This is a genomic window from Rathayibacter sp. AY1B8, assembly GCF_002932775.1.
Taxonomy (GTDB): Bacteria; Actinomycetota; Actinomycetes; order Actinomycetales; family Microbacteriaceae; genus Rathayibacter.
Genome location: NZ_PSWJ01000026.1, coordinates 1 through 25454 on the forward strand (window position 1 = coordinate 1; position 25454 = coordinate 25454).

A 25454-nucleotide genomic window follows, 5' to 3' on the forward strand; every position below is an offset into this window, starting at 1 on the left:
GAGCTGATCCGCCGGCGCCTGGCCGAGGCGCGTCCGGACGACGGCTTCCTCGGCGAGGAGTCGGGGTCGGGGGGCGGGACGAGCGGGCCTCCAGGGAGAGGCACCGCTCGGTTACGTGAGCGCAGCCTGTGCGAACATCACGAATTCATAAAGGATAACCACGGCCGGCGGGATCCGGCCAGAGGCCGCCGCGCACAGGCGCGATCGGGGCACGACGCGCGGCGAGCCCCGGCGGGATCCTGCGCCGATCCGCCTCTCGGCGCACGGAATCCTTGTCGGCCCGGCCTGGGAGAGCGGTTACACCTCGTCCGCGCGCAGGCGGCGCAGCAGATCCTCCAGCTCGGCGAAGAGAGGATCCGGTGCCGCGATGAGCAGGCCGGAGCCGAAGGGCGCGCCGTCGAGTCCCGCGACCCGCGCACCCGCCTCCTCGGCGATGAGGGCGCCCGCAGCGAGGTCCCACGGATTCAAGCCCCGCTCGTAGTACGCGTTCAGCTGCCCGGTGGCCACCGAGCACAGGTCGAGCGCCGCCGAGCCGATGCGGCGGATGTCGCGGACCGAGCCCAGGAGCTCCTGCACCACGGCGCCCTGGCGCATCCGGCGGCCCGCGTCGTAGCCGAAGCCGGTGCCCACCAGCGCGAGCGAGAGGGAGGAGGGAGCCGAGACCTGCAGCGCGACTCCGTCCCGCTCGGCTCCCCCGCCTCGGCTGGCCGTGGTCACCTCGCCCGTCGCTCCGTTCACGACCGCGCCGGCGAGCGCGGTCCAGGTCGCGGGATCCGGCTCCCCCTCCACCACAGCGATGCTGACCGCGTAGGAGGGGATGCCGTAGAGGTAGTTGACGGTCCCGTCGATCGGATCGACGACCCAGGTCAGCCCGCTCGTGCCGCCCCCCGACCCCGACTCCTCGCCGAGGAAGCCGTCGTCCGGACGCGCCTCGGCCAGGCGCCGGCGGATCAGCTCCTCGACCTCCCGGTCCGCGGCCGTCACCACGTCCTCCGGAGACGACTTCGACGCGGCGATCTCGACACCGTCCTCCCGCCGCTGGCGGGCGAGGTGCGCCGCCTCGACGGCGATCGAGCGGGCGATGGCGAGGAGGGGGGCGTTGTCGCTCATGGCCCCAGCCTAGGGATCGGGCCCATCATGAGGGGATGAGCACCCCTATCGCCCTCACCGGAGCCACCGGAGCCGTCGGCGGCCGCGTCGCGCGCGAGCTCGCCGACGCCGGTCACGCCCTCCGCCTGCTGGTCCGCGACCCGTTCCGCGCGCCCGAGCTCCCCGGGGCCGAGGTGGTGCGCTCCTCCTTCGCCGACGCGGGCGACTCGCTCGAGGGCGTGCGCCTCCTCCTGATGGTCTCCGCCTCCGAGAACGAGGAGCGCCGCGCCGAGCACCTCGCATTCGTCGACGCAGCCGCCGCCGCGGGTGTCGAGCACGTCGTCTACACCTCCTTCGCCGGAGCCGCACCCGACGCGGTCTTCACCCTCGCCCGAGACCACGCGGCCACCGAGGACGCGATCCGCCGCTCCGGCATGGGCTGGACGTTCCTCCGCGACAACCTCTACCTCGACTTCCTGCCCGCGATGCTCGGCGAGGACGGCGCGATCCGCGGACCCGCGGGAACGGGCCGGGCCGCCGTCGTCGCGCGCGAGGACGTGGCCCGCGCCGCCGCCGCGGTCCTCCGTTCCCCCTCCGAGCACCGCGGAGCCGCCTACGAGCTGACCGGGCCCGAGGCCCTCACCCTCGACGAGGTCGCCGCGACACTGACGGCGGCCGGCCGCCCCGCCGTGTTCGTCGACGAGACCCTCGAGGAGGCGTACGCGTCACGCCGCCGCTGGAACGCACAGGACTGGCAGCTGGACGCCTGGGTCAGCACCTACTCCGCGATCGCCGCCGGACAGCTGGAGCACGTCTCGTCCGACGTCGAGCGGCTCACCGGACGGCCGCCGCTCTCCCTCGCGGGGTTCCTGGAGCAGGAGGCGCGGGGCTGAGGCGACGGCGCGGGCCGGGCCGACAGCGCGGGCCGGGCGACCGCGGAGGCCGGGCCGACGGCGTGCGGGGTGCGACGGGACGAAGACGCCGGGCCCGGCGATCCGCCGGACCTGTGCTCCCCCGGAAAGGCACTCCGCCGGAACGGCGATATCCCGACATGCGGAACGCCCCGCGCATCTCATGATGCCGGGGCGTCTGCTGGGTGTTCCTGCTCGGTGGCGAGTGAGGGATTCGAACCCCCGAAGGCTACGCCGTCTGATTTACAGTCAGATCCCTTTGGCCGCTAGGGTAACTCGCCGTGACGCACCCGACCGCGTGTTCACAACCGGAGGCGCTCAGCAAGGATACCCACGCGACCGGCGGATCGGAAATCGGTGCCGCGAGGCCTCAGTCCGCCTCCGCCGCGTAGCGGGACGCCGCCTCCGCGACCTTCCCCGCGTAGCTCCCGGCCGGGTTGTAGGCCGCGATCGCCGCCCGCCATCCCGACTCCGTCGAGAGGTCGCCGCCGGCGTCGCAGAGGTACCGGGCGGCGGTCACCGCCTGCTGGTCCACGTTCTGCGGATCCCATCCGCTCGACGCCCACGCCATCCACGTCGCCGGGATGATCTGCAGCGGACCCATCGCCCGGTCGACCTCGGCGTCGCCGTCCAGAGCCCCGCCGTCGTTGTCGGGGACCCGGTCGAAGCGCGTTCCGTCCAGGCGCGGACCGTAGATCGGCTCCGTCGGCCGCCCGTCCTCGCCCAGCTCGCCGCCGTCGATCGTGCCGTGCCTGCTCTCGACGTAGCCGATGCCGGCCAGGGTCGCCCAGTCCAACCGGCAGTCGGGGTCGACCGACGCCGTGAGGAGGGCCGTGCCCGCGTAGGCGGTGAGCGCACGCAGCGGGATGCCGCTCCCCTCGGACGCCGTGCCCAGCCACGCCTCGTCGGCGAGCAGTCGCACCGGCGTCGCCGCGGCCTGCTCGGGATCCTCCAGCACGACGAGGTCGGCCGCGACGGGAGCGGTCGCCGCGGGAGGGACGGTGGACAGGCCCTCCTCGACCGTCAGCGCGGGCGGCCGCTGGCCGCAGCCGGCCAGGAGGAGCCCGGCGAGCGGGACGAGGACGAGAACGGGGACGCGGCGCACTCCTCAGAAGTACCAGCCGCGCCTGGGGCCGGGCTCCGCCACGCCTGAAAGCTAAACTCGGAGCCATGGCAGATTCAACGTTCGACGTCGTCAGCAAGATCGACAAGATGGAGGCGGACAACGCCCTGAACCAGGCCCACAAGGAGGTCGAGCAGCGCTACGACTTCAAGAACGTCGGCGCCTCGATCGCCTGGAGCGGCGAGAAGATCCTGATCAAGGCCAACACCGAGGAGCGGGCGAACGCCATCCTCGACGTCTTCCAGTCGAAGCTGATCAAGCGCGGCATCAGCCTCAAGAGCCTCGACGCGGGCGAGCCCTTCGCGTCCGGCAAGGAGTACCGGATCGAGGCCACCCTCAAGGAGGGCATCGACCAGGAGCACGCGAAGAAGATCAACAAGCTCATCCGCGACGAGGCGCCGAAGTCGGTCAAGTCGCAGATCCAGGGCGACGAGCTCCGCGTCTCCTCGAAGAGCCGCGACGACCTCCAGGCGACCATGGCGCTCCTGCGCGGAGCCGACCTCGAGCTCGACCTCCAGTTCGTCAACTTCCGCTGAGGAATGACGCACACGGGAGCACGCGCGTGACCGCCGGAATCGACGACCCCGACCGGCGGGGCCGCACCGGACTCGACAGGGACGGGCTCGACCTCGTCGGGAACCCCGACGTGGTCGTGAAGGAGGTCACCCTCCTCTCGAGCGACTGGTACGTCCTCCGCACCACCCGCTTCGACTACCGGCACCGCGACGGCAGCTGGACGAGCGAGCAGCGCGAGACCTACGACCGGGGGAACGGCGCGGCGGTCCTGCTCTACGACGCCGACGCGCGCACCGTCGTCCTGATCCGGCAGTTCCGCTACCCCGCGTACGTGAACGGCGACCTCGACGGGATGCTCCTCGAAGTGCCCGCCGGTCTCCTGGACGAGGACGGGCCCGAGGAGGGCGCCCGCCGCGAGGCGTCCGAGGAGACCGGACTCGAGGTCGGCCGGCTCGAGCACGTGTTCGACGCGTTCATGAGCCCCGGCTCGGTCACCGAGAAGCTGCACTTCTACGCCGGGCGCTACCGCGCGGGGACCCGCAACGGAGCGTTCGCGGGACTCGCCGACGAGGGCGAGGACATCGAGGTCCTCGAGCTCTCGTTCGACGAGGCGCTGACCCAGATCGGCGTGCAGATCGTCGACGCGAAGACGATCATGCTCCTGCAGTGGGCGGCCCTGTCCGGCCCGTTCTCGCGCTGACCCGCGGACGTCGCGGCTCCGTGCGCCTCAGCGCGCGTACTCGGCGAGGGCGCGTCCGGTCAGCGTGTCCGCCGCCGCGAGCCCGACCGGAGTCCCCTCGAAGACGATCGTCCCTCCGTCGTGCCCGGCTCCGGGCCCCACGTCGATGATCCAGTCCGCGTGCGCCATCAGGGCGCGGTGGTGCTCGATCACCACGACCGAGTTCCCGGAGTCGACCAGCCGGTCGAGCAGTCCGAGCAGTGTGTCGACGTCCGCGAGGTGCAGGCCCGTGGTCGGCTCGTCGAGCAGGTAGACGGATCCGGACGAGGCCATGTTGATCGCGAGCTTGAGGCGCTGGCGCTCGCCCCCGGACAGCGTGTTCAACGGCTGTCCGAGCGTGAGGTAGCCGAGACCGACGTCGACGAGACGGGCGAGCACCGTGTGCGCCGGTCCGCTCGCGAAGAACTCCGCGGCGTCGACGATCGGCATCGAGAGCACCTCGTGGATGTTCCTCCCGCGCAGGCGGTACTCGAGCACCTCAGCGGTGAACCGCTTGCCGTCGCACTCCTCGCAGACCGACGAGACCGTCGCGGCGGGGCCCAGCTCGGTGAAGATCATCCCGGCCCCCTTGCAGACGGGGCAGGCGCCTGCCGAGTTCGCGCTGAAGAGCGCCGGTCTCACACCGTTCGCCTTCGCGAAGGCCGCCCGGATCGCGTCGAGGACCCCGGTGTAGGTCGCCGGATTGCTGCGCCGCGAGCCGCGGATCGGCGACTGGTCGGCCACCACCACGCCCGGCCGACCCGCGAGCGAGCCGTGCAGAAGCGACGACTTGCCCGAGCCGGCGACTCCGGTGACGACGGTCAGCACGCCCAGCGGGACGTCCACGTCGACGCCGCGGAGGTTGTGCGTGGAGGCCCCGCGGATCTCCACCGCCCCGGTCGGACGGCGCACGGCCTCCTTCAGCGGGACGCGGTGACCGAGATGACGGCCCGTCAGGGTGTCCGACGTGCGCAGCTGCGCCACCGTCCCCTCGAACCGCAGCTCGCCGCCGTGCGCGCCGGCCCTCGGACCGAGGTCGACCACGTGATCGGCGATCTCGATGATCTCCGGCTTGTGCTCGACCACCAGGACGGTGTTGCCCTTGTCCCGCAGGCGGCGCAACAGCTCGATCATCCGCGAGACGTCGTGCGGATGCAGACCCGCCGTCGGCTCGTCGAAGACGTAGGTGACGTCCGTGAGGCTCGACCCCAGATGCCGCACCATCTTGACCCGCTGCGCCTCACCGCCCGAGAGCGTGCCCGACTCCCGATCGAGCGACAGGTAGCCGAGGCCGACCTGGACGAGGGCGTCGAGCGTCCCGAGGAGGGTCTCGACGATCGGAGCGACGGACGGCGCCTGCAGTCCGCGGAGCCACGCGGCGAGGTCGGTCGCCTGCAGCGCGGCGCACTCGGCGATGTTCCGGCCCCCGATGCGCGACTCCAGCGCCGCCCGGGTGAGCCGGCCGCCTCCGCACTCGGGACAGGCGGCGAAGGTGGCCACCCGCTCGGCGAAGGCGCGGATGTGCGGCTGCGCCGCCTCCTTGGCCAGGTAGAGGCGGGTGACCTTCACCAGGAGGCCCTCGTAGGTCATCGTCATCCCGGCGATGGCCATCTTCGTGGCCGGACGGTGGAGGAACGCGTCCATCTGCTCGGGCGTGAAATCGGCGATCGGCACATCGGCCGGATAGAGGCCCGACTCGGCGAGGCCCTTCCAGTACCAGCCGCCGACGACGAAGTTCGGGATCGCGTCGAGAGCGCCGCCCTCGAGCGACTTCGAGCGGTCGATCAGCGCGTCGAGGTCGATGCTCGACACCCGGCCCGTCCCCTCGCACCGCGGGCACATCCCCTCCGGCAGGTTGAAGGAGAACGCACCGCTCGTGCCCGCGTGCGGATCGCCGATCCGGCTGAAGAGGATCCGCAGCATCGTGTACGCGTCGGTCGCCGTGCCGACCGTGGACCGGCCGTTCGACCCCATCCGCTCCTGATCGACGACGATCGTGGCCGACAGTCCGTCGAGCGACTCCACGTCCGGGCGAGCCGGCGACCCCATGAACTGCTGCACGAAGGCGGAGTAGGTCTCGTTGATGAGGCGCTGGGACTCGGCCGCGATGGTGCCGAAGACCAGCGACGACTTGCCGGAGCCCGAGACCCCGGTGAACACGGTGATCCTCCGCTTCGGGATATCGACGTCGATCCCCCGGAGGTTGTTCTGGCGCGCACCGCGCACCCGGATGACGTCGTGGGGCGCGGCCGTGGTCATGCTGTCTCCGTCCAGAGCGGTGCCCGAATCCTAGAGGAGGCGCAAGGCGTCCACGCCGGAACGACGAACGGCCCTCCGGACTGCACCGGAGGGCCGTTCGGAGACCACGCGTCAGAGCGCTACCGGCTCCGCCCGCGAGATCGCGATCATGTCCTCGCGGGGAACGACCTTCACCCGCGCACGGCCCTCGGGCTCGCCGAGCGCCATCTCGTGCTCGTCCAGCCGGTGCCAGCCGTCGAGATCCGTGTAGGCGATCTCCCGCTCCTCGAGCAGGGCGACCACGGCTGCCTCCTCGGGGTGCTCGGGCGTCCACCAGGACGCCTGGTCGTTGAGCACGTGCGCGACGGTCTCCATGGCGTCGGACTTGGTGTGCCCGATGAGGCCCACCGGTCCGCGCTTGATCCAGCCGGTCGCGTAGACGCCGTGGACCTGCTGGTCCTCGTCGTCCAGGACCTGGCCCTCGCGGTTCGGGATCACGCCGCGCATCTCGTCGAACGGGAGGCCGTCGAGCGGCGAGCCGAAGTAGCCGACCGCGCGGTACACGGCCTGCACGGGGACCTCGCGGATCTCACCCGTGCCGCGCACTCCGCCCTCGCCGTCCGGCTCGGTGCGCTCGTACCGGATCGCGCCGACCCGACCCGATCCGTCGTCCACGAACTCGAGCGGCTTCGCCCAGAAGTGCAGGTGGAGACGACGCGAGGCGCTCCCGACCTCGCGGGTGCGCCACTGGTTGAGCACCCGGTTGATGACCATGACCTGCTTGTTGGTCGCGATGGCGGCCTCCGAAGCGGGATCGAGGTCGAAGTCCTCGTCGGCGACGATCATGTCGACGTCGCGCAGCTCGCCCAGCTCGCGCAGCTCCAGCGGCGTGAACTTCACCTGAGCGGGACCGCGGCGCCCGAAGACGTGCACGTCGGTGACGGGAGAAGCCTTCAGCCCCTCGTAGACGTTCGGCGGGACCTCGGTGGGCAGGAGGTCCTCGGCGTGCTTCGCCAGCATCCGCGAGACGTCGAGCGCCACGTTGCCGTTGCCGATGACGGCGACGGAGGACGCCTCCAGCGGCCAGGTGCGCGACACGTCGGGGTGGCCGTCGAACCAGCTGACGAAGTCGGCCGCACCGTAGGAGCCCTCGAGCTCGACACCCGGGACGTCGAGCGGAGCGTCCCGGACGGCGCCGGTCGCGAAGATCACGGCGTGGTAGTGCCGCTTGAGATCCTCGAGCGTGATGTCGGTCCCGAAGTGCACGTTGCCGAAGATGCGGATGTCGCCCCGGTCGAGCACCTCCCGCAGCGCGGTGATGATCCCCTTGATGCGCGGGTGATCGGGCGCCACGCCGTAGCGGACCAGGCCGTAGGGCGCGGGCAGGTGCTCGAACAGATCGATCGAGACGTCGTACTTCTTCTCGGCCTTGATCATGAGGTCGGCGGCGTAGATGCCCGCGGGACCCGCGCCGACGATGGCCAGCCTGAGCTTGGTCATTGCGTTCCTCCTGCCGGGGCGCCGCAGCGCACAACCGGTCTCATTCCTGCGGCGCAGGGCGCGCCGCGACGATCGGGGTCAGCCGTTGCGCTCGACGACGGTGTCGGCGAAGCGCGTCAGCGCCTTGCGGACGGAGCCGTCGGGCAGCGGAGCGAGGGCGGCGACGGCCTCGTCGGCCCACCGGTGGGCCTCGGCGAGGGTCTGCGCGGTGACGTCGTGATCGCGCAGCTGAGCGATGGCGTCCGAGATGTCGGCGCTCTGCTCCTCCGTGTGCGCGATGGCGTCGTTCGAGCGGCTCACATAGCTCTCGATGCGGGCGAGGAGAGCCGCGGCCTCCCTATCGGAGGAGGCGCGCTCGCGCAGGCGCAGGATCGGCAGCGTCGACACGCCGGCGCGGATGTCCGTGCCGGGGTTCTTCCCGGTCTCCTCCGGCTGGGGAGAGAGGTCGATGACGTCGTCGACGATCTGGAAGGCGACGCCGATCTTCTCGCCGAAGACGCGCATGGCCTCCTCGTACTCCTCCGGAGCCTCCGAGAACGCGACTCCCGTGCGGCCCGCCGCGGCGATCAGGGACCCGGTCTTGTCGGCCAGGACGGACAGGTAGTGCTCGACCGGGTCCTCGCCGTCGGTCGGGCCGACCGTCTCGTGCAGCTGCCCGAGGACGAGCCGCTCGAACGTGTCGGCCTGGAGCCGGATCGCCTTGTCTCCGAGCTCGACCATCAGCTGGTTCGCGCGGGCGAAGAGCAGATCGCCCGTCAGGATGGCCACGTTGTTGCCCCACACGGTCTGCGCCGACGGGACTCCGCGGCGCTTCTCCGCCTCGTCCATGACGTCGTCGTGGTAGAGCGATGCGAGATGCGTGATCTCGATCGCCTGCGCACCGAGCAGGACCTGCGGCGTGTTGCCGCGGCCCAGCGACGCGGCCAGAAGGGTGAGCATCGGGCGCACACGCTTGCCGCCCGCCTCGAGGAGGTACCGGGTGGAGACGTCGGCCACAGCGTCCGCGAAGGACAGCTGCCGGACGAGACCCTCCTCGACCTGCTCCAGACCCGCGTCGATCGTGCGGGCGAGAGCCCGGTCCGACGAGGAGGAGAAGATGCGCTCGGAGAGGCCGAGCTGCGCCGTCAGAGACGGGCTGCGACGGGCGACGGGCGCAGTGGCGTTCACAGGGAAACCCTAACGTCTCGGCCTGTGCGGACCCCGGTCGTCATCGGGTCGCCGCGATCGGCTTGACGCCGCGGTGCAGCGCCACGATGCCAGCGGTCAGATCGCGGTAGGCCACGCGCTCGAAGCCCGCCGCGCGGAGCCAGGCGGCGACGACGCTCTGCTCCGGCCAGGCCCGGATGGAATCGCCGAGATAGTCGTACGCAGGATTGTTCGACGACGCGAGGCGCACGACGGCGGGCATGACCCTCGACAGGTAGAAGTCGTACGCGGCGGCCAGCGGAGCGATCGGCGGAGTCGAGAACTCGCAGATCACGACCCGGCCACCGGGCTTCAGCACACGCAGGAACTCGGCGAGCGCCGTCCTCGGCTCGGCCACGTTGCGCAGACCGAACGAGATGGTCACGGCGTCGAACGACTCGTCCTCGAACGGGAGATCCATCGCGTCGGCCTGGACGAACTCGATCCGGTCGTTGCCCGCCTGACGGCGACGGCCGACGGCGATCATCCCCGGGGAGAAGTCGGCTGCGACGACCTGGGCGCCCGACCGCGCCAGCGACGCGCTCGACGTTCCGGTGCCGGCCGCGATGTCGAGGATGCGCTCACCGGGAGCAGGGTTGACGGCGCGAGTTGTCGCGATCCGCCAGAGCCGGTCGTTCCCCACCGAGAGGAGTCCGTTCACCAGGTCGTAGGCGGGAGCCACGGTGTCGAACATCGAGGCGACCTCGTCGGGCCGTTTGGTGAGGTCTGCCTTCGTCACGATCCGCAAGTCTACGGCGAGACGAGGGACGGCGGCTGTGCATCCGCCGTCCCGCGCCCGGTCGGCGCGCTCCCCCCTGGGGAAGCGCCGGGACCGCCCCGCTCCGCCTCGCGCGGCGGCCCCGGACCGGATCACGGTAGCAACGGAGCCCTGCGCCCCGAGCCCCGCGGCATGGGACGTCCCATCCTCTGGCGCGGGCGTACCCTGCTGAGGTGACGCTCATCGGCGCTGGAACCCCCCTGCTGCGTGCGGAGACGACTCCACTGGACTCTCCGCCGTCGCTCCTCTCCCACTCCGACCCGAGGCGGCCCCTCCTCTGGCAGCGCGACGGCGCCGGGCTCAGCGGACGCGGCGAGGCTCTGCGCCTCGAGTTCTCGGGCCCGGAACGGCTGCGGAAGGCGGCGGCAACCTGGCGTCGGCTCTGCGACGCGGCGACGGTGGAGGACCGGGTCGGACTGCCCGGGACGGGGCTGGTCGCGTTCGGGACCTTCGCTTTCTCGAGCCGATCCGAGGCGACGAGCGTGCTGATCGTGCCGCGCACCGTGATCGGGACGCGCGACGGCCGGTCATGGCTGACGCGGATCACGATCGGCGAGGCGGAGGGACCGGATACGCCGGGCGAGGAGCCGCTGGGGGCGGAGTACCACGTGCCGCTCTCGCCGGGTGCGCTGCCGCCGGACGGGTACCGCGCGGCGGTCGCTGCCGCGGTGGAGACGATCCGGTCGGGCGAGCTGTCCAAGGTCGTGATCGCGCGCGATCTGCAGGGGCGGCTCCCGCCGGGGGCGGACCTGCGTCGGATGCTGGGTGCGCTCACCGAGCGTTACCCGGACTGCTGGGGCTTCGCCGTGGACGGATTCCTCGGCGCCAGTCCGGAGACGCTGGTCGCGGTCGATCGGGGCGAGATCTCGGCGAGGGTGTTGGCCGGCACGGCTGCACGCGGAGCGGACCCCCTCGCCGACGCGGACGTGGAAGCCGCTCTGCTCGAGAGTCCGAAGGACCGCTCAGAGCACGCTTTCGCTCTCGCCAGTCTGGTCCGGGAGCTCGAGCCCCACACACGGGAGCTGACGGCCGGCGCCGCCCCGTTCACGCTCCGCCTGCCGAACCTCTGGCACCTCGCGACGGACGTGCGAGGAATTCTGGACGACTCCTCCAGCGCGCTCGATCTCGTCGATGCTCTTCACCCGACCGCCGCAGTGGCCGGCACTCCGACCGCCGACGCCCTTGCGCTCATCGAGCACCTGGAGCCCTTCGACCGCGGTCGGTACGCAGGACCCGTCGGCTGGATCGACGGCAACGGCGACGGCGAGTGGGCTGTCGGACTCCGCAGCGCCGAGGTCACGGCCGAGGGCGCGGTCACGGCCTGGGCGGGCGCCGGCATCGTGGCCGACAGCGTTCCCGAGTCCGAGCTCGCCGAGACCCGCATGAAGTTCCGCCCGATCACCGACGCGCTGGCCTGACGCACGTCGGGAGTCGTTGAAGCCGTCGGCTACCCGGCGCCTACCCCGCCGGGTCCCCGTCGAGCCGGGGAGCACCCGGCCGTCGTCCTGCGCCCACCGGCGGACGCCCGGGCAGTGCCGGCGGCCGGGTCGTCACGCGACGGCCGGTCGGTGTGGTCCAGTCCGCTGTGCCGTCCGGATGGAGCAGATACGTCCACCGGTCGCCGTGGCGCACGTGGTGGTGGGCGACGCACAGGGAGGCGAGGTTGTCGGGAGTCGTCTCTCCCCCGTTCCGCCATTCGACGCTGTGGTCGGTCTCCGTCGAGGACGCCGGCCGGGTGCAGCCCGGGAAGCGGCAGGTCTGGTCGCGGAGGCGGACCAGCAGCCTCATCCTCGGCGGCGGGAGGCGGTGGCGGCGCCCGACGGAGACGACCGCGCCGGTCTCCTCGTCGGTCAGCACGGGAGTGAAGGCGGCGGCGTCGTCGATGAGCGCTCGCACCGCCTCGGCAGGGATCGGCCCGTAGCCGTCGAGCTCGGCGGCCGCCTCGTCGTCACCCGCGGCGGTGCTCGCCGCCACGGTGACTCTCACCTCGGCCCGCAGCCCGGTCGAGGGCGCCGCGGCTCCCTCCGGAGTGGTCCCCGCCACGTCCCCGTGGCAGAGCAGGTCGGCCCACGCATCGGCGCGGAGCTGCGCCAGCGTCCGCAGATCGCGGTCCCCTTCGGCGCCGTCCCGCAGATCCCTCGCGATGCGATCGAGCCGGGCGAGCGCTCCGACGGCCTCGGGCGCGGGGACGTGCGCGCACACCGTCGCCATGCCGTCGATCCCGGCTGTCATCCACACCCGGCGGTCCTCACGGGCGCGAGCGTGCCGCTCGGCGAGGGGCTCGTCGTGCAGCTCCTCCCGCACCCGCGCGAGGGCGTGGCGCAGCTGCCCCGGGGTCAGCGTCTCCGCGAGGTCGACGGCCCGGTCGTCGTAGGCCGCGCGCGCCGCTGCCGGGAGGGTCGCCGCGACGGAGCAGACGAGCTGGCCGGCCTCCCAGCGCATCCTGGCGTCGGCGAGCGCGGAACGGGTCCGCGGCAGCTCCTCCATCAGGAGCGAGGCGTGCAGCAGCTCCCTGGCGGCGGTGCGCTCGGAGACCCCGAGGGCGACGGCGAACTCCGCTCGGATCGACCGTTCGACGAGGTCCGTCGCATCCTTGCTGTCCGCCGAGGAGCCTCGGGCGAACGCGTCGGGACAGGTCAGCGCCGCGCAGTGTCCCGCGTGCAGCGCCTCCGCCGCGGACAGGAGCACCGGGGAGGCGCTCCTCGCGAGCGCCGCCGCCCGGTCGCCGAGGGCGAGGACCTCTCCTCGCACGGTCTCCGCATCAGCCATTCCTCCAGCGAAGCAGCAGCTGACGAGCTGCGGAGCTCGAACGAGGCGTCCCCGGGAGAACAGCGTCCGACGACGACCTGTGGAGGACCGTCCGACCGGACCCGCGCGGACTCAGCGCTCGAGCCGGATCTCCACGATGCCCGGCCCGTCACCCGGCGAGGTCAGCGCCTGCTCCAGCTCGCCGCGCGTCGCCGCACGACGGTGGCCCCACCCGTAGGCGCGCGCGAGAGCCTCCAGATCGGCGCTCTGCGGGGTGAACTGCACGCGGTCGAACGCACCGGGATGCGAGCTCGACGCGACCTCGAGTCCGTCGAAGATCGTGCCGCCCCCGTCGTTCACGACGACGAGCTGCACGCGCGGGCGTCGCTCTCCGGGCGGGAGGAGGAGGCCGCCGGCCTCGTGGAGCAGAGTGAGATCGCCGAGGACCGCCCGGGTGACTCCGCCGGCTCCCTGCTCGGTCGCCTGCGAAGCCACCGCGATCCCGAGAGCCGTCGAGATCGTGCCGTCGATGCCGGCGAGGCCGCGGTTCGCCAGGACGGATATCCGCTTGCCAGGCAGGGTCCCGTCGGCGACGCGGATCAGCCGCGACGCTCCGAACAGCAGCCGGTCGTGCGGCCAGGTGACCTTCCAGACCGCGGCGACGACGAAGTCGCGGGTGAGCGGTGCCCTGATCGCGGCGAGGGCGTTGCGCGCGTAGCCGCGGCGGTCCTCGACCGACATCGACCCGGCGTCGGGGACCTCGTCCAGCTCGTCGGGGTCGACCGTCAGGGCGCGGCTCGCGGACACCCAGGATCCGGCCCAGGCGCGCTCGCCGCGCTCGGGACGCGGCGACCCCTCGGGTCGGACCACGTCGACGCCTCCGACGCGGCGGGCGCGCCGGCCGGGGTTGTAGAACTGCTCGCGCACGGCGTCCACGACGATGACCTCGACGTCCTCGCGCCGCAGCAGCTCGGGGACCTCGCGGGAGAGCGTCGGGTGTCCGAGCACGATCGCCCGGCGGATGCGTCCGCCGAAGTCGGGCTCGCCGAGCAGGCCCCGCCAGGCGACGACGAGCTGCGGTCCGAAGCGGGCGCCGGAGGAGACCTCGGCCAGCAGCGGCCAGTCGCCGGCGCGAGCGATCTCCTCGGCCGCGGCGCCCGCCTTGTCCCCGGCGATGACGACCGTGAGCGGCTCACCGGGACCGGCGGTCACGACGGCACGCGGGATCCCGGATCCGACGGCGGGCGACGAGACCGGTTCGATCCGCTCCATGTGGGGCAGAGCGGAGGAGAGCGGATCGCGGAAGGAGAGGTTCAAGTGGACCGGCCCGCGTCGCGCCGCGGTGACGGCACGATCGGCGAGCGCCCGCGCGTCCTCGGGCCGGGAGGCGTCGTCCGGAGCAGCGACGTCCTCGAACAGCCGCACGGCACGCCCGTACAGCTCGCGCTGCTCGGCCGTCTGGTTCGATCGGATGCCGCGCAGCTCGTCGGGCCGGTCGGCGGTCAGGACGATCATCGGCACGTCCGAGGCGTCCGCCTCGAGCACGGCCGGGTGCAGGTTCGCGGTCGCCGTGCCGGAGGTCGTGATGACGAGCGCCGGCATCCCGGATTCGAGGGCGAGGCCCAGCGCCAGGAACCCCGCGGAGCGCTCATCGATCCGCACGTGCAGCCGGACGTCGCCGCGGGTCTCGAGCTCGGCCGCCACCAGGGCGAGCGCCTGCGAGCGGGAGCCCGGAGCGACGACGACGTCGCGGACGCCGAGCGCGACGAAGCGGGTGAGGAGGTCGACCGCGAATCGGGTGGAGGGGGCGACCGGCCGGTGCTCAGGCATCCCGGCGGCCGGGGCCGTCGGCCTCGCCCTGCTCGTCCATGTCGGCGAGGTCGCGCTCGAGCTGGGCGATGCGCTCGGCCTGCAGGCGTTCCTCCTCGGGGTCGCGCTCGGTGCGGAGGGTGCCGAGGAAGTCGGGGTCGTCGTCCGGAGCGGTGTAGCGGCGGCCGGCGGCGCGCTGCTTTCGGGGGCGGCCGATCCAGAACCACAGTCCCGCACCGATGACCGGGAGGATCAGCACCACCAGGAGCCAGGACCACTTCGGGATCGCCCGCACGGCGTGACGGTTGCTCATCGCGACGTCGATCACGGTGTAGACCGTGAAGACGGCGAGGGCCACGAGCAGGCCGATGACGAGGCGGATCATGGACACGAGTCTACGTCCGGCACCCCCGTCGGGGAGGGTCCGCACGGACGCTGGACAGGAGGCTCCCACGGTGCTCACGGAAGCGCGTGCAGGGGCCGACGTACACTGTCCCGGTGAAACTGAGCCGCGCGGTCGTCGTCTACTCGCTCCTGCGCCTGGCGATGTTCGCCGGCGTCTTCGTGCTGGTGTACCTGCCGGCGCGCACCTTCGTCGACTCGGAGCTGACGGCCGCGGTCACCGCGGGCTTCGTCGCCGCGATCGCGAGCCTGTCCCTCTCCTACATCCTGCTGAGGAAGCCCCGCGAGCGCATCGCGGAGGCGATCTACGAGCGCCGCAAGGACGTCCCGCGCGCCCCGACCGACGACGACGTCGAGGACGCCGCGGTCGACGCGACCCGCGACGACCGCTGAGCCGGGCGCTCCCGCCGGCGAGGGCTCCCCTCGGACGCGCTGACCCCGCTCGCACCAGGCCCGGCACGCAACAGCCGTTCTCACCCGAATCCGGCCCACCCGAGCCCGCCTCGTGCGAGCCGCCGCTCTAGAACGCCAGCGCCGCCCCGAGGATGACCGCGTAGGCGAGCCCGCCCAGGCTGGTCAGCTGCAGCGCCAGGATGAGCTCCTTCGCCGTCTTCGCCGTCAGGGTGATCAGGATGGCCGGCAGGATCATCAGAAGCACGAAGAGCGTCAGCCATGCCAGCGGGTAGAACAGCGCGAGGATCACCGCGATGCCGAACGGGATCAGCACGAAGCCCGTGTAGATCGCCCGGGACACGGCCGGTCCCGCGAGGACCGCGAGGGTCCGCTTGCCCGAGAGGCGGTCGGTCGGGATGTCGCGGATGTTGTTGACCATGAGCACGGCGCAGGCGAACAGGCCCGCCGCCACGGCGCCGAGCCACGACTCCTGGTTGGTGCGGCCGATCTGCACGAACGTGGTGCCGACGGTGGCGACCAGGCCGAAGAACACGAAGACGAAGAGCTCGCCGAGCCCGAGGTAGCCGTAGGGGCGGCGTCCGCCGGTGTAGAACCAGCCGGCCGCGATCGCCGCCGCGCCGACGATCAGGAACCACCACTGCCCCGAGAGGGCGGTGAGCACGAGGCCGGCGACGGCCGCGATCCCGAAGAAGACCAGGGCGACGGTGAGCACCTGGCGGGGCTTCGCCGCTCCGGAGCCGGTCAGCCGCGAGGGTCCGACGCGGTTGGCGTCGGTGCCGCGCACGCCGTCGGAGTAGTCATTGGCGTAGTTGACGGCGATCTGCAGGGCGAGCGAGACGGCCAGGCAGAGCAGGGCGCGCACCCAGTGCCAGCCCTCGTCGACGACCTGGGTCGCTCCGGTGCCGATGAGCACGGGGGCGACGGCCAGCGGGAGGGTGCGGAGGCGGGCGCCGGCGATCCACTCGCGGGGACCGGCAGGCTTCACGACGACCGCTCGCGGGCTGCCCCCGGGGCGGCCGCTGGAGGACTTCTTCTTGCGACTCGTACTCGACACGGAGGGAATCCTACCCACCGGCCCGTCGACGCTCGGAGCCGGTCAGGCCTGCTCGGCGAGCACCTCGAGGGCGCGGCGGTCGGGCTTCCCGGAGGCGAGGAGGGGGATGCGGCCGACCGGCAGCACGGCCGCGGGAGCGGCGGCGCGCCCGAGGCGGTCGGCGATCAGGGCGCGCAGGTCGGTGAGCGCGGGAGCCTCCTCCGCCGTGACGACGACCGGGACCTCGCCCCACTGCTCGTCCGCCCGCCGCACCACGACCGCGTCGGGGACGGGCCCCTCGCGGAGCACAGCCTCGACGGAGTCGAGCGAGACCTTCTCCCCGCCCGACACGATCACGCGGTCGAGCCGACCGGTCACCCGGAGGCGCCCGTCGACGATCGACCCCGCGTCGCCCGTGCGGTACCAGCGCTCCCCGTCGAGCTCGAGGAAGGCGGAGGCGCTGCGCTCGTGGTCGATCGCGCCGTCGGCGTCGAGGTAGCCCTCCGCGAGGGTCGGGCCGCCGAGCAGCACCTGCCCGTTCTCGACGCGCATCCGCACGTCGTGGAGCGGGACGCCGTCGTAGACGCAGCCGCCGGACGTCTCGCTCGATCCGTAGGTCAGGCGGATGCGCGCACCGAGGGCGGCGGCGCGGTCCCGCAGCGGCTGCGGCGTCGACTGGCCGCCGATCAGGAGCGCGTCGAACGAGCGGAGCGCCTCGGCCGCGGCCGGATCGCGATCGGCGAGGTCCAGCAGCCGCGCGAGCTGCACGGGGACCAGCGAGGAGTACCGCCGCTCCCCCGCCGGCATCGTCCGAGCGAGAGCGAGGAAGGCCGCCGCGTCGAAGCCGCCGGCCGGGAGGACGACCGGGTCGGCCTCCGCGGTCAGCGAGCGGACGAGCACCTGCAGTCCCGCGACGTAGTGGGTCGGCAGGCAGAGCAGCCAGCGTCCCGGCCCGCCCAGCTCGGCGAGGGTCGCGGAGGCGCTGGTGAGCAGGGCCGCTGTCGAGAGCGCGACCCGCTTGGGCGGCCCCGACGAGCCCGAGGTCTCGACGACGACGGCGACGCGCTGCGGCACGACGGCATCCTCGGAGGCGGTCGCAGCGCCGGGGGCGGAGACGCGGATCGCCGGGCCGCTGCCGTCCAGGGCCGCGCGAAGAGCGAGGAGGACGGCCTCGACCGTCGCGTCGACACCGGCGAGCGGGCGGGTCACCTGCGTGCCCTCCGGCTCAGAACTGCCACGGGAACGGCGACCAGTCGGGCTCGCGCTTCTCGAGGAAGGAGTCTCGTCCCTCGACGGCCTCGTCGGTGCCGTAGGCGAGGCGCGTGGTCTCGCCCGCGAAGAGCTGCTGGCCCACGAGGCCGTCGTCCACGGCGTTGAACGCGTACTTCAGCATCCGGATGGCCGTGGGCGACTTGGTGAGGATCGTCTCGGCCCACTCCACCGCGGTCGTCTCGAGCTCGGCGTGCGGGACGACCGCGTTCACGGCGCCCATCTCGTAGGCGCGCTGCGCGGAGTACTCCCGCGCGAGGAAGAACACCTCGCGCGCGGCCTTCTGCCCGATCTGGCGGGCGAAGTACGCCGAGCCGTAGCCCGCGTCGAAGGAGCCGACGTCGGCGTCCGTCTGCTTGAAGCGCCCGTGCTCGGCGGAGGCGAGGGTGAGGTCGCAGACCACGTGCAGCGAGTGCCCGCCTCCCGCGGCCCAGCCGGGGACGGCCGCGATGACGACCTTCGGCATGAAGCGGATGAGGCGCTGCACCTCGAGGATGTGCAGGCGGCCGTTCCGCGCGGAGTCGATGCCCTCGGCGGTCTCGCCGTCGGAGTACCGGTAGCCGTCGCGGCCGCGGATCCGCTGGTCTCCCCCGGAGCAGAACGCCCAGCCTCCGTCGCGCGGGCTCGGGCCGTTGCCGGTGAGGATGACGACGCCGACGCGCGGGTTCGTCCGGGCGTCCTCGAGGGCGCGGAACAGCTCGTCGACCGTGCGCGGCCGGAACGCGTTGCGGACCTCGGGCCGGTCGAACGCGACCCGCGCGATGCGGCCGGAGCGGTCGTGGTGGTAGGTGATGTCCTCGAGTGCGTCGAAGCCGTCGACGGCCGCCCAGCGGTGCGCGTCGAACAGTTCGGAGACCTGCGTGCTCATGCCACGACCCTACTGATCCGGACTGCACGGCGACTCGACACCGCCCGGGCAGACGGAAGGGGACCCCGCTGACGCGGAGTCCCCTTCCGGTGCTCGCCCCTACTTGGCGGCGGAGGTGGTGCGGTTCTCGGCCGACACCATCCAGGCGTACTGCTCGAGGCTCTGGATGATCGCGTGGAGGAGGTCCGCGCTGGTCGGGTCCTCCTCGTCCACCTGGTCGTGGACCTCGCGCATGGTGGCGGCGGTGTTCTCGAGGCGGATCGTGACCAGGTCGACGGTCTCGGCCGTGTCGATCTCGCCGTGCGGGTACTCGGGGAGGGTGGTGGTCGCGGCGACGGTGTCGCTGCGGCCGTCCGGGATCCCGTGGAGGGCGCGCATGCGCTCGGCGATGTCGTCGCTGAACTCGCGCGCGGCCTCGATGATCTCGTCGAGCTGCAGGTGGAGGTCGCGGAAGTTCTTGCCGACGACGTTCCAGTGGGCCTGCTTGCCCTGGACGTGGAGCTCGATCAGGTCGACGAGGACGATCTGGAGGCTGTCGAGCAGCTCCTTGGAGGCCTTGAAGCCCTTCTCCGCGTTCTGGCGGCGGCTGGTCTTGGCACCGGAGCCCGCGGGGGCTTCGACGTGGCGTTCGAGGGTGGTGGTCATGGACCGTTCCTTTCTCTTGCAGTGCCGGGTGCGGTGTCCCGCCCCGAGTCTGGCTTCTTCGGCTGGACGGCGCCCGCACGCGCGGGGTGCGCGCGCTGGGCGGGGCCCGTGGTTGCGGGGATCAGATCGTGGCGACGGATCCGGAGTCGACGCGGTAGTTCGAGCCGTTCACGAACGAGGCGCGGTCGGAGCAGAGGAAGGCGATCACGGCTGCGACCTCCTCGGCCTCGCCCCGGCGCTTCAGCTCCATGTACGGGCGCTCCTCGTCGAGGAAGGACGAGATCGCCTCGTCGACCGAGGTGCCCCTCTGCTCGGCGCGCTTGGACATCATCGCGTCGGTCATCGGAGTGCGGATGAACGCGGGCGAGACCGTGTTCACGAGCAGGCCCTCCTGCGCGTAGGAGCGCGAGAGGCCCTTGGCGAAGGCGAGGACGCCCGCCTTCGCGGCGCAGTAGGGCAGTTCGTCGTCGTAGGGCTGCACGGCGTCCTCGGAGGCGGTGAGCACGAGCCGGCCCCAGCCTCCGGTGCGGAGGTCGGGGAGGAACTCGCGCACGAGCCGCACAGGCCCGAGCAGGTCGACCTCGAGCGTGCTGGTCCAGCCCTCGTCGTCGATCTCGTGGAACAGGCCCTGCGCCCCCGTGACTCCGGCGCACTGCACGAGGATGTCGATCGCGCCGACCGCTCCGGCCACGCGGCGGTGCAGCTCGGCGAGCTGCTCCGTGCTGGTGACGTCGGCGGCGAAGGCGTGCAGGCGGCCCTCCGGAGCGTCGAGCCCGGCCGCGGCCCGGTCCAGCTCCGCCTGGTCCTTGTCGGTGATCACGACGGTCGCGCCCTCGGCGAGGAGGAGCTGCGCCGTGGCTAGGCCGATGCCGGAGTCGCCTCCGGTGACGAGGGCGGTGCGGCCGGTGATCCCGAGATCCATGCTGAGGTGCTCCTTGTGGGTGCGGTGCGAGGGGGTGGTACCGGTCTACGCCCCTCGGAGCCGGCCCTCAACGGGTTGCGCGGACGCCGTCGGCGGGGTTACGCGCGGCCGACCTTCTTCGGCGCCAGCTCCTCGATGGTGATGGCCGCGTTGATCAACGCGAGGTGGCTGAGCCCCTGCGGCAGGTTGCCCCAGAAGGCCAGGTCGTCGACCGCGATCATCTCGGACATGATCCCGACGTCGTTCGGGACCGTGGCGACGAGCTCGTCCATCAGGGCGACCGACTCGTCGTGCCGACCGACGCAGGCCAGGGCGGAGGCGAGCCAGAACGAGCAGGCCACGAACGGGTGCTCCTCGCCCTCCATGCCGGAGTAGCGGAACAGCAGCGCGCCGCGGCCCAGCTCCTTCACCAGGGCGTCGATGGTCGAGATCATCCGCTCGCCGCGCTCGTAGCCGCTGGGCGCGTGCAGGAGCACCGAGGCGTCCAGCTCCTCGCTGCCCGGGTACATCACGTAGGAGCCGAGCTCCTCGGACCAGCAGTGCTCCTCGATCCACTCCCGGATGCGGTCGCGCTCGAAGCGCCAGCGGTCGGGGCTGCCCGCGACCTGGCCGAGCTCCGCCAGGTGCACGGCCGCGTCGAGCGCCTGCCAGCAGCCCATCTTCGAGGAGGTGTAGTGCTGCTCCTCCTCCAGCTCCCACATGCCCGCATCGCGGTTCCGCCACAGGTCGCAGGTGGTGTCGGCGACGCGGGCGAGGAGCCGACCGGTCTGGATGTCGAGGACGTTGCCCTCGTCGACGTAGATGCGGCAGATGTCGAAGAGGTCGCCGAAGACGCCCAGCTGCAGCTGGCTCTGCGCTGCGTTGCCGGCGACGACCGGGCCGATGCCGGCGTAGCCCGGGACGTCGAACTCCTCGAGGACGGTCGGCATGGAGCCGTCGAGTCCGTAGAAGATGTGCAGGTCCGGCCCGTGCTCCTTGATCGTGCGGAGGAGCCAGGACAGCGCGGCGTGCGTCTCCTCGCGCAGGCCGAAGCGCACCAGCGCGTGCATCGTGTACGCGGCGTCGCGCACCCAGGCGAAGCGGTAGTCCCAGTTCTTGCCGCCGTTGGGCGACTCCGGGAGCGACGTGGTCGCGGCCGCGGCGATGGCTCCTGTGGGCGAGTAGATCAGCAGCTTGAGCGCGAGGGCGCTGCGCTGGACGGCCTCGGACCACGGGCCGTCGTAGGAGAACTCCTCCGACCAGTTCTGCCAGCTGCGGATGGTGCGGTCGATGCCGCGGTCGACGTTCTTCGCGACCGGGAAGTGCAGCGGCTCGTCATGCGTGGCCGACACGACCAGGACGTGCCGCACGGCGTCCTTCCCCGCGGTCACGACGAAGGAGCCCGTCAGCTCGTCGCCGGCGCCGGAGGGCGCGTCGTCGCCGTCGGGCCCGTGCTCCTGCCCGGTGACGCCGATGGTGATGTCTCCGGCGCGGATGAGCGAGCGGCCGTCGGCGTTCTGGATCCACGGGGAGAACCGGCCGAGTCCCGTTCCGGGACGCACGGCCCACCGCATCCGCACCTCGCCGTCGACACCGTCCACGCGGCGCGCGAGCTCGGCCCACGGGAGGCGGCCCGCGATCCCGGTGACGAGCGCGTCCGTCACGCGGACGGTGCCCGACTCGGTGGTGAAGGTGGTCTCGAGGACGTTCGTGTCGCGGATGTAGGCGCGCGAGACCTCGGCGGGCTCCTCGGGGGCGAGCTCGACGCAGCCGCCGGACTCGGCGTCGATCAGGGCGGCGAAGGCGGGGGTGGAGCCGAGGTCCGGGACGGGCATCCAGTCGACGCTGCCGTCCTTCGCGATCAGGGCGACCGTGCGACCGTCTCCGATCGCGGCGTAGTCGCGCAGGGGCCTGGTCGAGCGGGGTGCAGCCATCCCCTCACCGTAGGGCGCGGGCGGTGCACCGATTCGGGCTTGCGGGCGGACGGGCTTGCTTGTAGCGCCCGGTCAGGTCGTGGCGACTCCGCCGTACTCCTCGAGGCGGTCGGTGAACTCGCCGCGGTCCTCGTCCTGGAGGACCCCGTTCGCGTACCCCGCCAGGAACGCGCCCTGCGGGTCCGGCGAGAGGCCGACTTCGTCGAGCATGTCGGCGACCAGGCCGGTCGGATCGGCGTCGAGGTCGACGAGGCCCAGCTCGATCGCGGGCACGAGGTCGGCGGATGAGCGCGCGGTGACGATCCAGAGCGCGGCCGAGGCCTCCTCGTCCGAGAGGTCGCCGTCGAGCTCGTAGCCCGCCTCCGACCACTCCTCGGGGGTGTCGGCCACCTCGACGTCGTCGAAGCCGAGGGGCGCGAGCGCTGCGGTGAAGCGGTCGACCGCCGCCTGCCTGTCGGCGTCGGTAGAGACGGCGGCGGCGGCGTACTCGGTCGCCGAGATGTAGTCGTACAGGAGCGAGGGCCCGCCGTAGGCGTTCTGCGACTGCTCGTAGTACTCGTCGTCGGCCGAGGTCCACTCCTCGGGGACGGCGCCCTCGACGGCCGCGACGGCCTGCTCGGCACTCGCGCGCACGTCCTCCGCGGACGGCTGGCCGAGTATCGTCGCGGCGTCGCCGTCCTGGTAGCCGGGGTAGTCGTAGAGCGGATCGGACGGGTCCCCGCTGCCGAACGGGTCGTCCGTCGGGTCGCCGAACGGCTCGGCCGGAGCGCTCGTCGACGCGCTGCCGGCGGCGGAGTCGAGCGCGCCGCCCACTCCGACGGCGACGAGCGTGCCGAGCACGCCGGTGTAGACGACGCCCACGAGGAGGCTCGTGCCCAGCGCGATCCAGGCGCCCCTGCCGAGCGGGCGGTGGGAGGGGACGGAGCCCTGCGTCGGGCCCGGGGCGGGCGCGGGCGGCGGGCTCATCGGCATCTGGCTCATCGCACTCCTCCGGACTCCAACGGCAGCCTCGTCAGTCTGGCACCTCGGCGGGCGCTCGGAGGAGGGACCCCGGGGGCTTGCGCGCGCGTCGCCGACCTCCTGCGCCCGGGTGGCCGCCGCGTCGCCCCGGCCGGTGGACAATGGCCGGATGGACGACGTCGTGCCCGCCTCCCCGCTCCCCTCCCTCGGCGAGATCGACGCGGGACTCCGCGTCGTCGCTCTGCCGCTGCGCACCCGCTTCCGCGGTGTGGACCACCGCGAGATCGCGCTCGTGCGCGGCCCCGAGGGCTGGACCGAGTTCTCGCCCTTCCTCGAGTACGGCGCAGAGGAGTCGGCGGCGTGGCTCCGGGCGGCGATCGACTACGGCTGGAGCGAGCAGCCGGCACCGCTGCGCGACCGCATCCCGGTGAACGCGACCATCCCGGCCGTCGCACCGCACGAGGTCGCCGCCGTGCTCGCGAGCTACCACGGCTGCCGCACGGCGAAGGTGAAGGTCGCCGAGCGCGGCCAGACGCTGGCCGACGACGTGGCCCGGGTCGTCGAGGTCCGCCGCCTGCTCGGTCCGGAGGGCCGGATCCGCGTGGACGCGAACGGCGGCTGGAACCTCGACGAGGCCGAGCACGCCGTCCACGCCCTCGCGGAGTCCGACCTCGAGTACGTCGAGCAGCCGTGCGCGAGCGTCGACGAGCTGGCGGAGCTACGCTACCGGGTGAAGTACATGGGCATCCCGATCGCCGCCGACGAGAGCGTTCGCAAGGCCGCCGATCCGCTCGCCGTCGCCCGGGCCGGAGCCGCGGACCTGCTGGTCGTGAAGGCCCAGCCGCTCGGGGGGACGCGCCGGGCGCTGGCGCTCGTCGCCGAGGCGGGGCTGCCGGCGGTGGTCTCGAGCGCGATCGACAGCTCGGTCGGACTCGCCATGGGCGCCGCCCTGGCCGCGGCGCTCCCCGAGCTGCCCTTCGACTGCGGACTCGGCACCGCGTCCCTCCTCGCCGCGGACGTCACGGAGCGGCCGCTGCGGCCGGTCGACGGCGGCATCCCCGTCGGCCGCGTGGAGGTCTCGGAGGAGCTCCTCTCCCGTCACGCCGTGTCACCGGAGCGGCTCGCCTGGTGGCGGGCGCGGCTCCGCGACTCCTACGCGCTGCTCTGATCGTCGGCGGCGGGCGCCGCGTCGGAGGAGCGGCAGAATGGGAGCGTCGGCCGCCGGTGCCCGACGCGTCCCCCACCCTCGAGCATCGGAGCACCGTGAGCGCATCGACCGTCCCCGTCTTCCTCGACTGCGACACCGGCATCGACGACTCGCTCGCCCTGGCGTACCTCCTCCGCTCGCCCCGGGCCCGCCTCGTCGGGATCAGCACGGTCAGCGGCAACACCGACGCCCGCCGGGCCGCCGTCAACAGCCTCGGCCTGCTCGCGCTGGCCGGCCGCGACGACGTGCCGGTCGCCGTGGGGGCGCACCACTTCCTCGAGGAGGACTACGCCGGCGGATCTCCGCACGTGCACGGCGACGACGGCATCGGCGGGGTCGCGCTGCCCGACGGCGGCGAGCCGGTCGACGAGGATCCGGCCGACCTCCTCCTCCGTCTCGCTCGTGAGCACGAGGGCGAGCTGCGGCTGGTCGCGATCGGCCCGCTGACGAATCTCGCGCTCGCCCTCCGTGCGCACCCGGAGATAGCGTCCCTCGTCCACTCGGTGACCGTGATGGGCGGAGCCGCGCTGGTCCCCGGCAACGTGACCGCCGTGGCGGAGGCCAACATCTGGCACGACCCTGCGGCCGCCGCCGAGGTCGTCGCGGCCGACTGGGATCTGACGCTCGTGCCCCTGGACGTGACCATGCGGCACCTGCTGACGGAGGAGGATCGCGCCGTCCTGCTCGCGTCGCCCGATCCCCTCGCGCAGGCCATCGGGCAGGCGCTCGACTTCTACTTCGACTTCTATGTCGGCCACTTCGGCGAGCGCACCGCTGCCATGCACGACCCGATGGCCGCCGCGATCGCCGTCGACGCCGTCGCCCTCACCTCCGCCCCGCGCGTCCACGTCACTGTCGACGTCACCCACGGCCCCGGCCGCGGCCAGACCGTCGCCGACCTCCGCGGCATCTACCGCGGCGTCCACCCCTTCGACGCCCGCACCCGCATCGTCCTCGCCCTCGACGCCCCTTTCGCCCCCCACCTCATCGACGTCGTCACCGCCGTCTGACCCTTCCGCCGTCGCCCCCGGCGTCCTGTGCCGCCACCCGACAGGCACGGATCCGCCCGCAGCCCGCCCGTGCCCCCTGTGCGCGACACGCCCGCTCCGCGCAATACTCGATCAGCAGGCACCGCCCATGCGCGTCCATCTGCGGGTACTCGACCGACTCGCTCCACGTTCGCGCCATGGGATCTCGATACGCGCG

23 protein-coding genes and 1 tRNA gene are annotated in these 25454 nt (G+C 72.7%); 7 read left to right on the forward strand and 17 right to left on the reverse strand.

Going from position 1 to position 25454, the window contains the following annotated elements; genetic code table 11:
• Window positions 1-297 precede the first annotated feature (297 nt).
• Complete coding sequence (locus C5C63_RS13735) at window positions 298-1110, reverse strand: inositol monophosphatase family protein (protein WP_104233409.1); 813 nt, start codon at window positions 1108-1110, stop codon at window positions 298-300.
• Between the two features lie 35 nt (window positions 1111-1145).
• Between C5C63_RS13735 and C5C63_RS13740 the strand changes: the two genes are divergently transcribed.
• Window positions 1146-1982 (forward strand): SDR family oxidoreductase, encoded by an 837-nt coding sequence (locus tag C5C63_RS13740; protein ID WP_104326251.1) that lies wholly within the window; start codon window positions 1146-1148, stop codon window positions 1980-1982.
• Window positions 1983-2199: 217 nt separating this feature from the next.
• On the opposite strand, the gene C5C63_RS13745 is transcribed toward C5C63_RS13740, so the two are convergent.
• Both C5C63_RS13745 and C5C63_RS13750 read right to left on the reverse strand, forming a co-directional pair.
• Window positions 2200-2281, reverse strand: a tRNA-Tyr gene (locus tag C5C63_RS13745).
• Between the two features lie 89 nt (window positions 2282-2370).
• On the reverse strand, window positions 2371-3105 hold the full coding sequence (locus tag C5C63_RS13750) for a hypothetical protein (protein ID WP_104326252.1): 735 nt from the start codon (window positions 3103-3105) through the stop codon (window positions 2371-2373).
• A 65-nt stretch (window positions 3106-3170) separates the two neighbouring features.
• Between C5C63_RS13750 and C5C63_RS13755 the strand changes: the two genes are divergently transcribed.
• Both C5C63_RS13755 and C5C63_RS13760 read left to right on the forward strand, forming a co-directional pair.
• The gene (locus C5C63_RS13755; RefSeq protein ID WP_104223606.1) at window positions 3171-3659 is read left to right on the forward strand and encodes a YajQ family cyclic di-GMP-binding protein; all 489 of its coding nucleotides are present in this window, start codon (window positions 3171-3173) and stop codon (window positions 3657-3659) included.
• Window positions 3660-3685: 26 nt separating this feature from the next.
• The gene (locus tag C5C63_RS13760) at window positions 3686-4339 is read left to right on the forward strand and encodes an NUDIX domain-containing protein (protein ID WP_104326253.1); all 654 of its coding nucleotides are present in this window, start codon (window positions 3686-3688) and stop codon (window positions 4337-4339) included.
• Between the two features lie 27 nt (window positions 4340-4366).
• On the opposite strand, the gene C5C63_RS13765 is transcribed toward C5C63_RS13760, so the two are convergent.
• From C5C63_RS13765 to ubiE, 4 genes are all read right to left on the reverse strand, one after another.
• The gene (locus C5C63_RS13765; protein WP_104326254.1) at window positions 4367-6616 is read right to left on the reverse strand and encodes an excinuclease ABC subunit UvrA; all 2250 of its coding nucleotides are present in this window, start codon (window positions 6614-6616) and stop codon (window positions 4367-4369) included.
• 111 nt (window positions 6617-6727) lie between these two features.
• Window positions 6728-8095, reverse strand: a complete 1368-nt coding sequence (locus C5C63_RS13770) for an FAD-dependent oxidoreductase (protein WP_104223603.1) — start codon at window positions 8093-8095, stop codon at window positions 6728-6730.
• Between the two features lie 78 nt (window positions 8096-8173).
• Window positions 8174-9262 carry a polyprenyl synthetase family protein gene (locus tag C5C63_RS13775; RefSeq protein WP_104249782.1) on the reverse strand — a complete coding sequence of 363 codons (1089 nt, stop codon included), beginning with the start codon at window positions 9260-9262 and terminating at the stop codon, window positions 8174-8176.
• Between the two features lie 40 nt (window positions 9263-9302).
• Window positions 9303-10019 carry a bifunctional demethylmenaquinone methyltransferase/2-methoxy-6-polyprenyl-1,4-benzoquinol methylase UbiE gene (gene ubiE / locus C5C63_RS13780; protein ID WP_104326264.1) on the reverse strand — a complete coding sequence of 239 codons (717 nt, stop codon included), beginning with the start codon at window positions 10017-10019 and terminating at the stop codon, window positions 9303-9305.
• A gap of 212 nt (window positions 10020-10231) precedes the next feature.
• Here ubiE and C5C63_RS13785 point away from each other — a divergent pair, with 212 nt between their 5' ends.
• Entirely contained in the window at window positions 10232-11476 is a 1245-nt protein-coding gene (locus C5C63_RS13785; RefSeq protein WP_374954102.1) for an isochorismate synthase MenF, read from the forward strand.
• Window positions 11477-11516: 40 nt separating this feature from the next.
• On the opposite strand, the gene C5C63_RS13790 is transcribed toward C5C63_RS13785, so the two are convergent.
• The 3 genes from C5C63_RS13790 to C5C63_RS13800 form a co-directional block, all read right to left on the reverse strand.
• A complete protein-coding gene (locus tag C5C63_RS13790; protein WP_104233416.1) occupies window positions 11517-12827 on the reverse strand; it encodes an HNH endonuclease signature motif containing protein in 1311 nt (436 codons plus the stop codon).
• A 111-nt stretch (window positions 12828-12938) separates the two neighbouring features.
• A complete protein-coding gene (menD, locus tag C5C63_RS13795; protein ID WP_104326255.1) occupies window positions 12939-14636 on the reverse strand; it encodes a 2-succinyl-5-enolpyruvyl-6-hydroxy-3-cyclohexene-1-carboxylic-acid synthase in 1698 nt (565 codons plus the stop codon).
• Window positions 14629-15000, reverse strand: a complete 372-nt coding sequence (locus tag C5C63_RS13800; RefSeq protein WP_104225908.1) for a PLD nuclease N-terminal domain-containing protein — start codon at window positions 14998-15000, stop codon at window positions 14629-14631. Before C5C63_RS13800 ends, menD begins: the two co-directional genes overlap by 8 nt.
• Before the next feature lie 113 nt (window positions 15001-15113).
• Between C5C63_RS13800 and C5C63_RS13805 the strand changes: the two genes are divergently transcribed.
• Window positions 15114-15410: a DUF4229 domain-containing protein gene (locus C5C63_RS13805; RefSeq protein ID WP_104239140.1), complete on the forward strand. Its 297-nt coding sequence runs from the start codon at window positions 15114-15116 to the stop codon at window positions 15408-15410.
• 127 nt (window positions 15411-15537) lie between these two features.
• Here C5C63_RS13805 and C5C63_RS13810 read toward each other — a convergent pair whose 3' ends face one another.
• The 7 genes from C5C63_RS13810 to C5C63_RS13840 form a co-directional block, all read right to left on the reverse strand.
• Complete coding sequence (locus C5C63_RS13810; RefSeq protein WP_374953116.1) at window positions 15538-16485, reverse strand: 1,4-dihydroxy-2-naphthoate polyprenyltransferase; 948 nt, start codon at window positions 16483-16485, stop codon at window positions 15538-15540.
• A gap of 42 nt (window positions 16486-16527) precedes the next feature.
• Window positions 16528-17673 carry an AMP-binding protein gene (locus C5C63_RS13815; protein WP_104326256.1) on the reverse strand — a complete coding sequence of 382 codons (1146 nt, stop codon included), beginning with the start codon at window positions 17671-17673 and terminating at the stop codon, window positions 16528-16530.
• Window positions 17674-17689: 16 nt separating this feature from the next.
• Window positions 17690-18601, reverse strand: coding sequence for a 1,4-dihydroxy-2-naphthoyl-CoA synthase (locus C5C63_RS13820; protein ID WP_104249778.1), 912 nt, complete (start codon window positions 18599-18601; stop codon window positions 17690-17692).
• 99 nt (window positions 18602-18700) lie between these two features.
• Window positions 18701-19246 carry a Dps family protein gene (locus C5C63_RS13825; RefSeq protein ID WP_104223596.1) on the reverse strand — a complete coding sequence of 182 codons (546 nt, stop codon included), beginning with the start codon at window positions 19244-19246 and terminating at the stop codon, window positions 18701-18703.
• Window positions 19247-19367: 121 nt separating this feature from the next.
• Window positions 19368-20168, reverse strand: coding sequence for an SDR family NAD(P)-dependent oxidoreductase (locus C5C63_RS13830; RefSeq protein ID WP_104266734.1), 801 nt, complete (start codon window positions 20166-20168; stop codon window positions 19368-19370).
• Between the two features lie 98 nt (window positions 20169-20266).
• Complete coding sequence (locus C5C63_RS13835; RefSeq protein ID WP_104233419.1) at window positions 20267-22081, reverse strand: glycoside hydrolase family 15 protein; 1815 nt, start codon at window positions 22079-22081, stop codon at window positions 20267-20269.
• Between the two features lie 72 nt (window positions 22082-22153).
• Window positions 22154-23062 (reverse strand): hypothetical protein, encoded by a 909-nt coding sequence (locus C5C63_RS13840; RefSeq protein ID WP_104326257.1) that lies wholly within the window; start codon window positions 23060-23062, stop codon window positions 22154-22156.
• Between the two features lie 148 nt (window positions 23063-23210).
• Between C5C63_RS13840 and C5C63_RS13845 the strand changes: the two genes are divergently transcribed.
• Complete coding sequence (locus C5C63_RS13845) at window positions 23211-24209, forward strand: o-succinylbenzoate synthase (RefSeq protein ID WP_104247928.1); 999 nt, start codon at window positions 23211-23213, stop codon at window positions 24207-24209.
• 95 nt (window positions 24210-24304) lie between these two features.
• A complete protein-coding gene (locus tag C5C63_RS13850) occupies window positions 24305-25258 on the forward strand; it encodes a nucleoside hydrolase (protein WP_104326266.1) in 954 nt (317 codons plus the stop codon).
• Window positions 25259-25454 lie beyond the last annotated feature (196 nt).

Bases quoted from the DNA above. Each gene is read 5' to 3' on its own strand.
- C5C63_RS13755 (WP_104223606.1), top strand. From the start codon at position 3,171: ATGGCAGATTCAACGTTCGACGTCGTCAGCAAGATCGACAAGATGGAG.
- C5C63_RS13845 (WP_104247928.1), top strand. From the start codon at position 23,211: ATGGACGACGTCGTGCCCGCCTCCCCGCTCCCCTCCCTCGGCGAGATC.
- C5C63_RS13830 (WP_104266734.1), bottom strand. From the start codon at position 20,168: ATGGATCTCGGGATCACCGGCCGCACCGCCCTCGTCACCGGAGGCGAC.
- C5C63_RS13835 (WP_104233419.1), bottom strand. From the start codon at position 22,081: ATGGCTGCACCCCGCTCGACCAGGCCCCTGCGCGACTACGCCGCGATC.
- C5C63_RS13820 (WP_104249778.1), bottom strand. From the start codon at position 18,601: ATGAGCACGCAGGTCTCCGAACTGTTCGACGCGCACCGCTGGGCGGCC.
- menD (WP_104326255.1), bottom strand. From the start codon at position 14,636: ATGCCTGAGCACCGGCCGGTCGCCCCCTCCACCCGATTCGCGGTCGAC.
- C5C63_RS13840 (WP_104326257.1), bottom strand. From the start codon at position 23,062: ATGAGCCAGATGCCGATGAGCCCGCCGCCCGCGCCCGCCCCGGGCCCG.
- C5C63_RS13765 (WP_104326254.1), bottom strand. From the start codon at position 6,616: ATGACCACGGCCGCGCCCCACGACGTCATCCGGGTGCGCGGTGCGCGC.
- C5C63_RS13790 (WP_104233416.1), bottom strand. From the start codon at position 12,827: ATGGCTGATGCGGAGACCGTGCGAGGAGAGGTCCTCGCCCTCGGCGAC.
- C5C63_RS13740 (WP_104326251.1), top strand. From the start codon at position 1,146: ATGAGCACCCCTATCGCCCTCACCGGAGCCACCGGAGCCGTCGGCGGC.
- C5C63_RS13770 (WP_104223603.1), bottom strand. From the start codon at position 8,095: ATGACCAAGCTCAGGCTGGCCATCGTCGGCGCGGGTCCCGCGGGCATC.
- C5C63_RS13825 (WP_104223596.1), bottom strand. From the start codon at position 19,246: ATGACCACCACCCTCGAACGCCACGTCGAAGCCCCCGCGGGCTCCGGT.
- C5C63_RS13735 (WP_104233409.1), bottom strand. From the start codon at position 1,110: ATGAGCGACAACGCCCCCCTCCTCGCCATCGCCCGCTCGATCGCCGTC.
- C5C63_RS13800 (WP_104225908.1), bottom strand. From the start codon at position 15,000: ATGATCCGCCTCGTCATCGGCCTGCTCGTGGCCCTCGCCGTCTTCACG.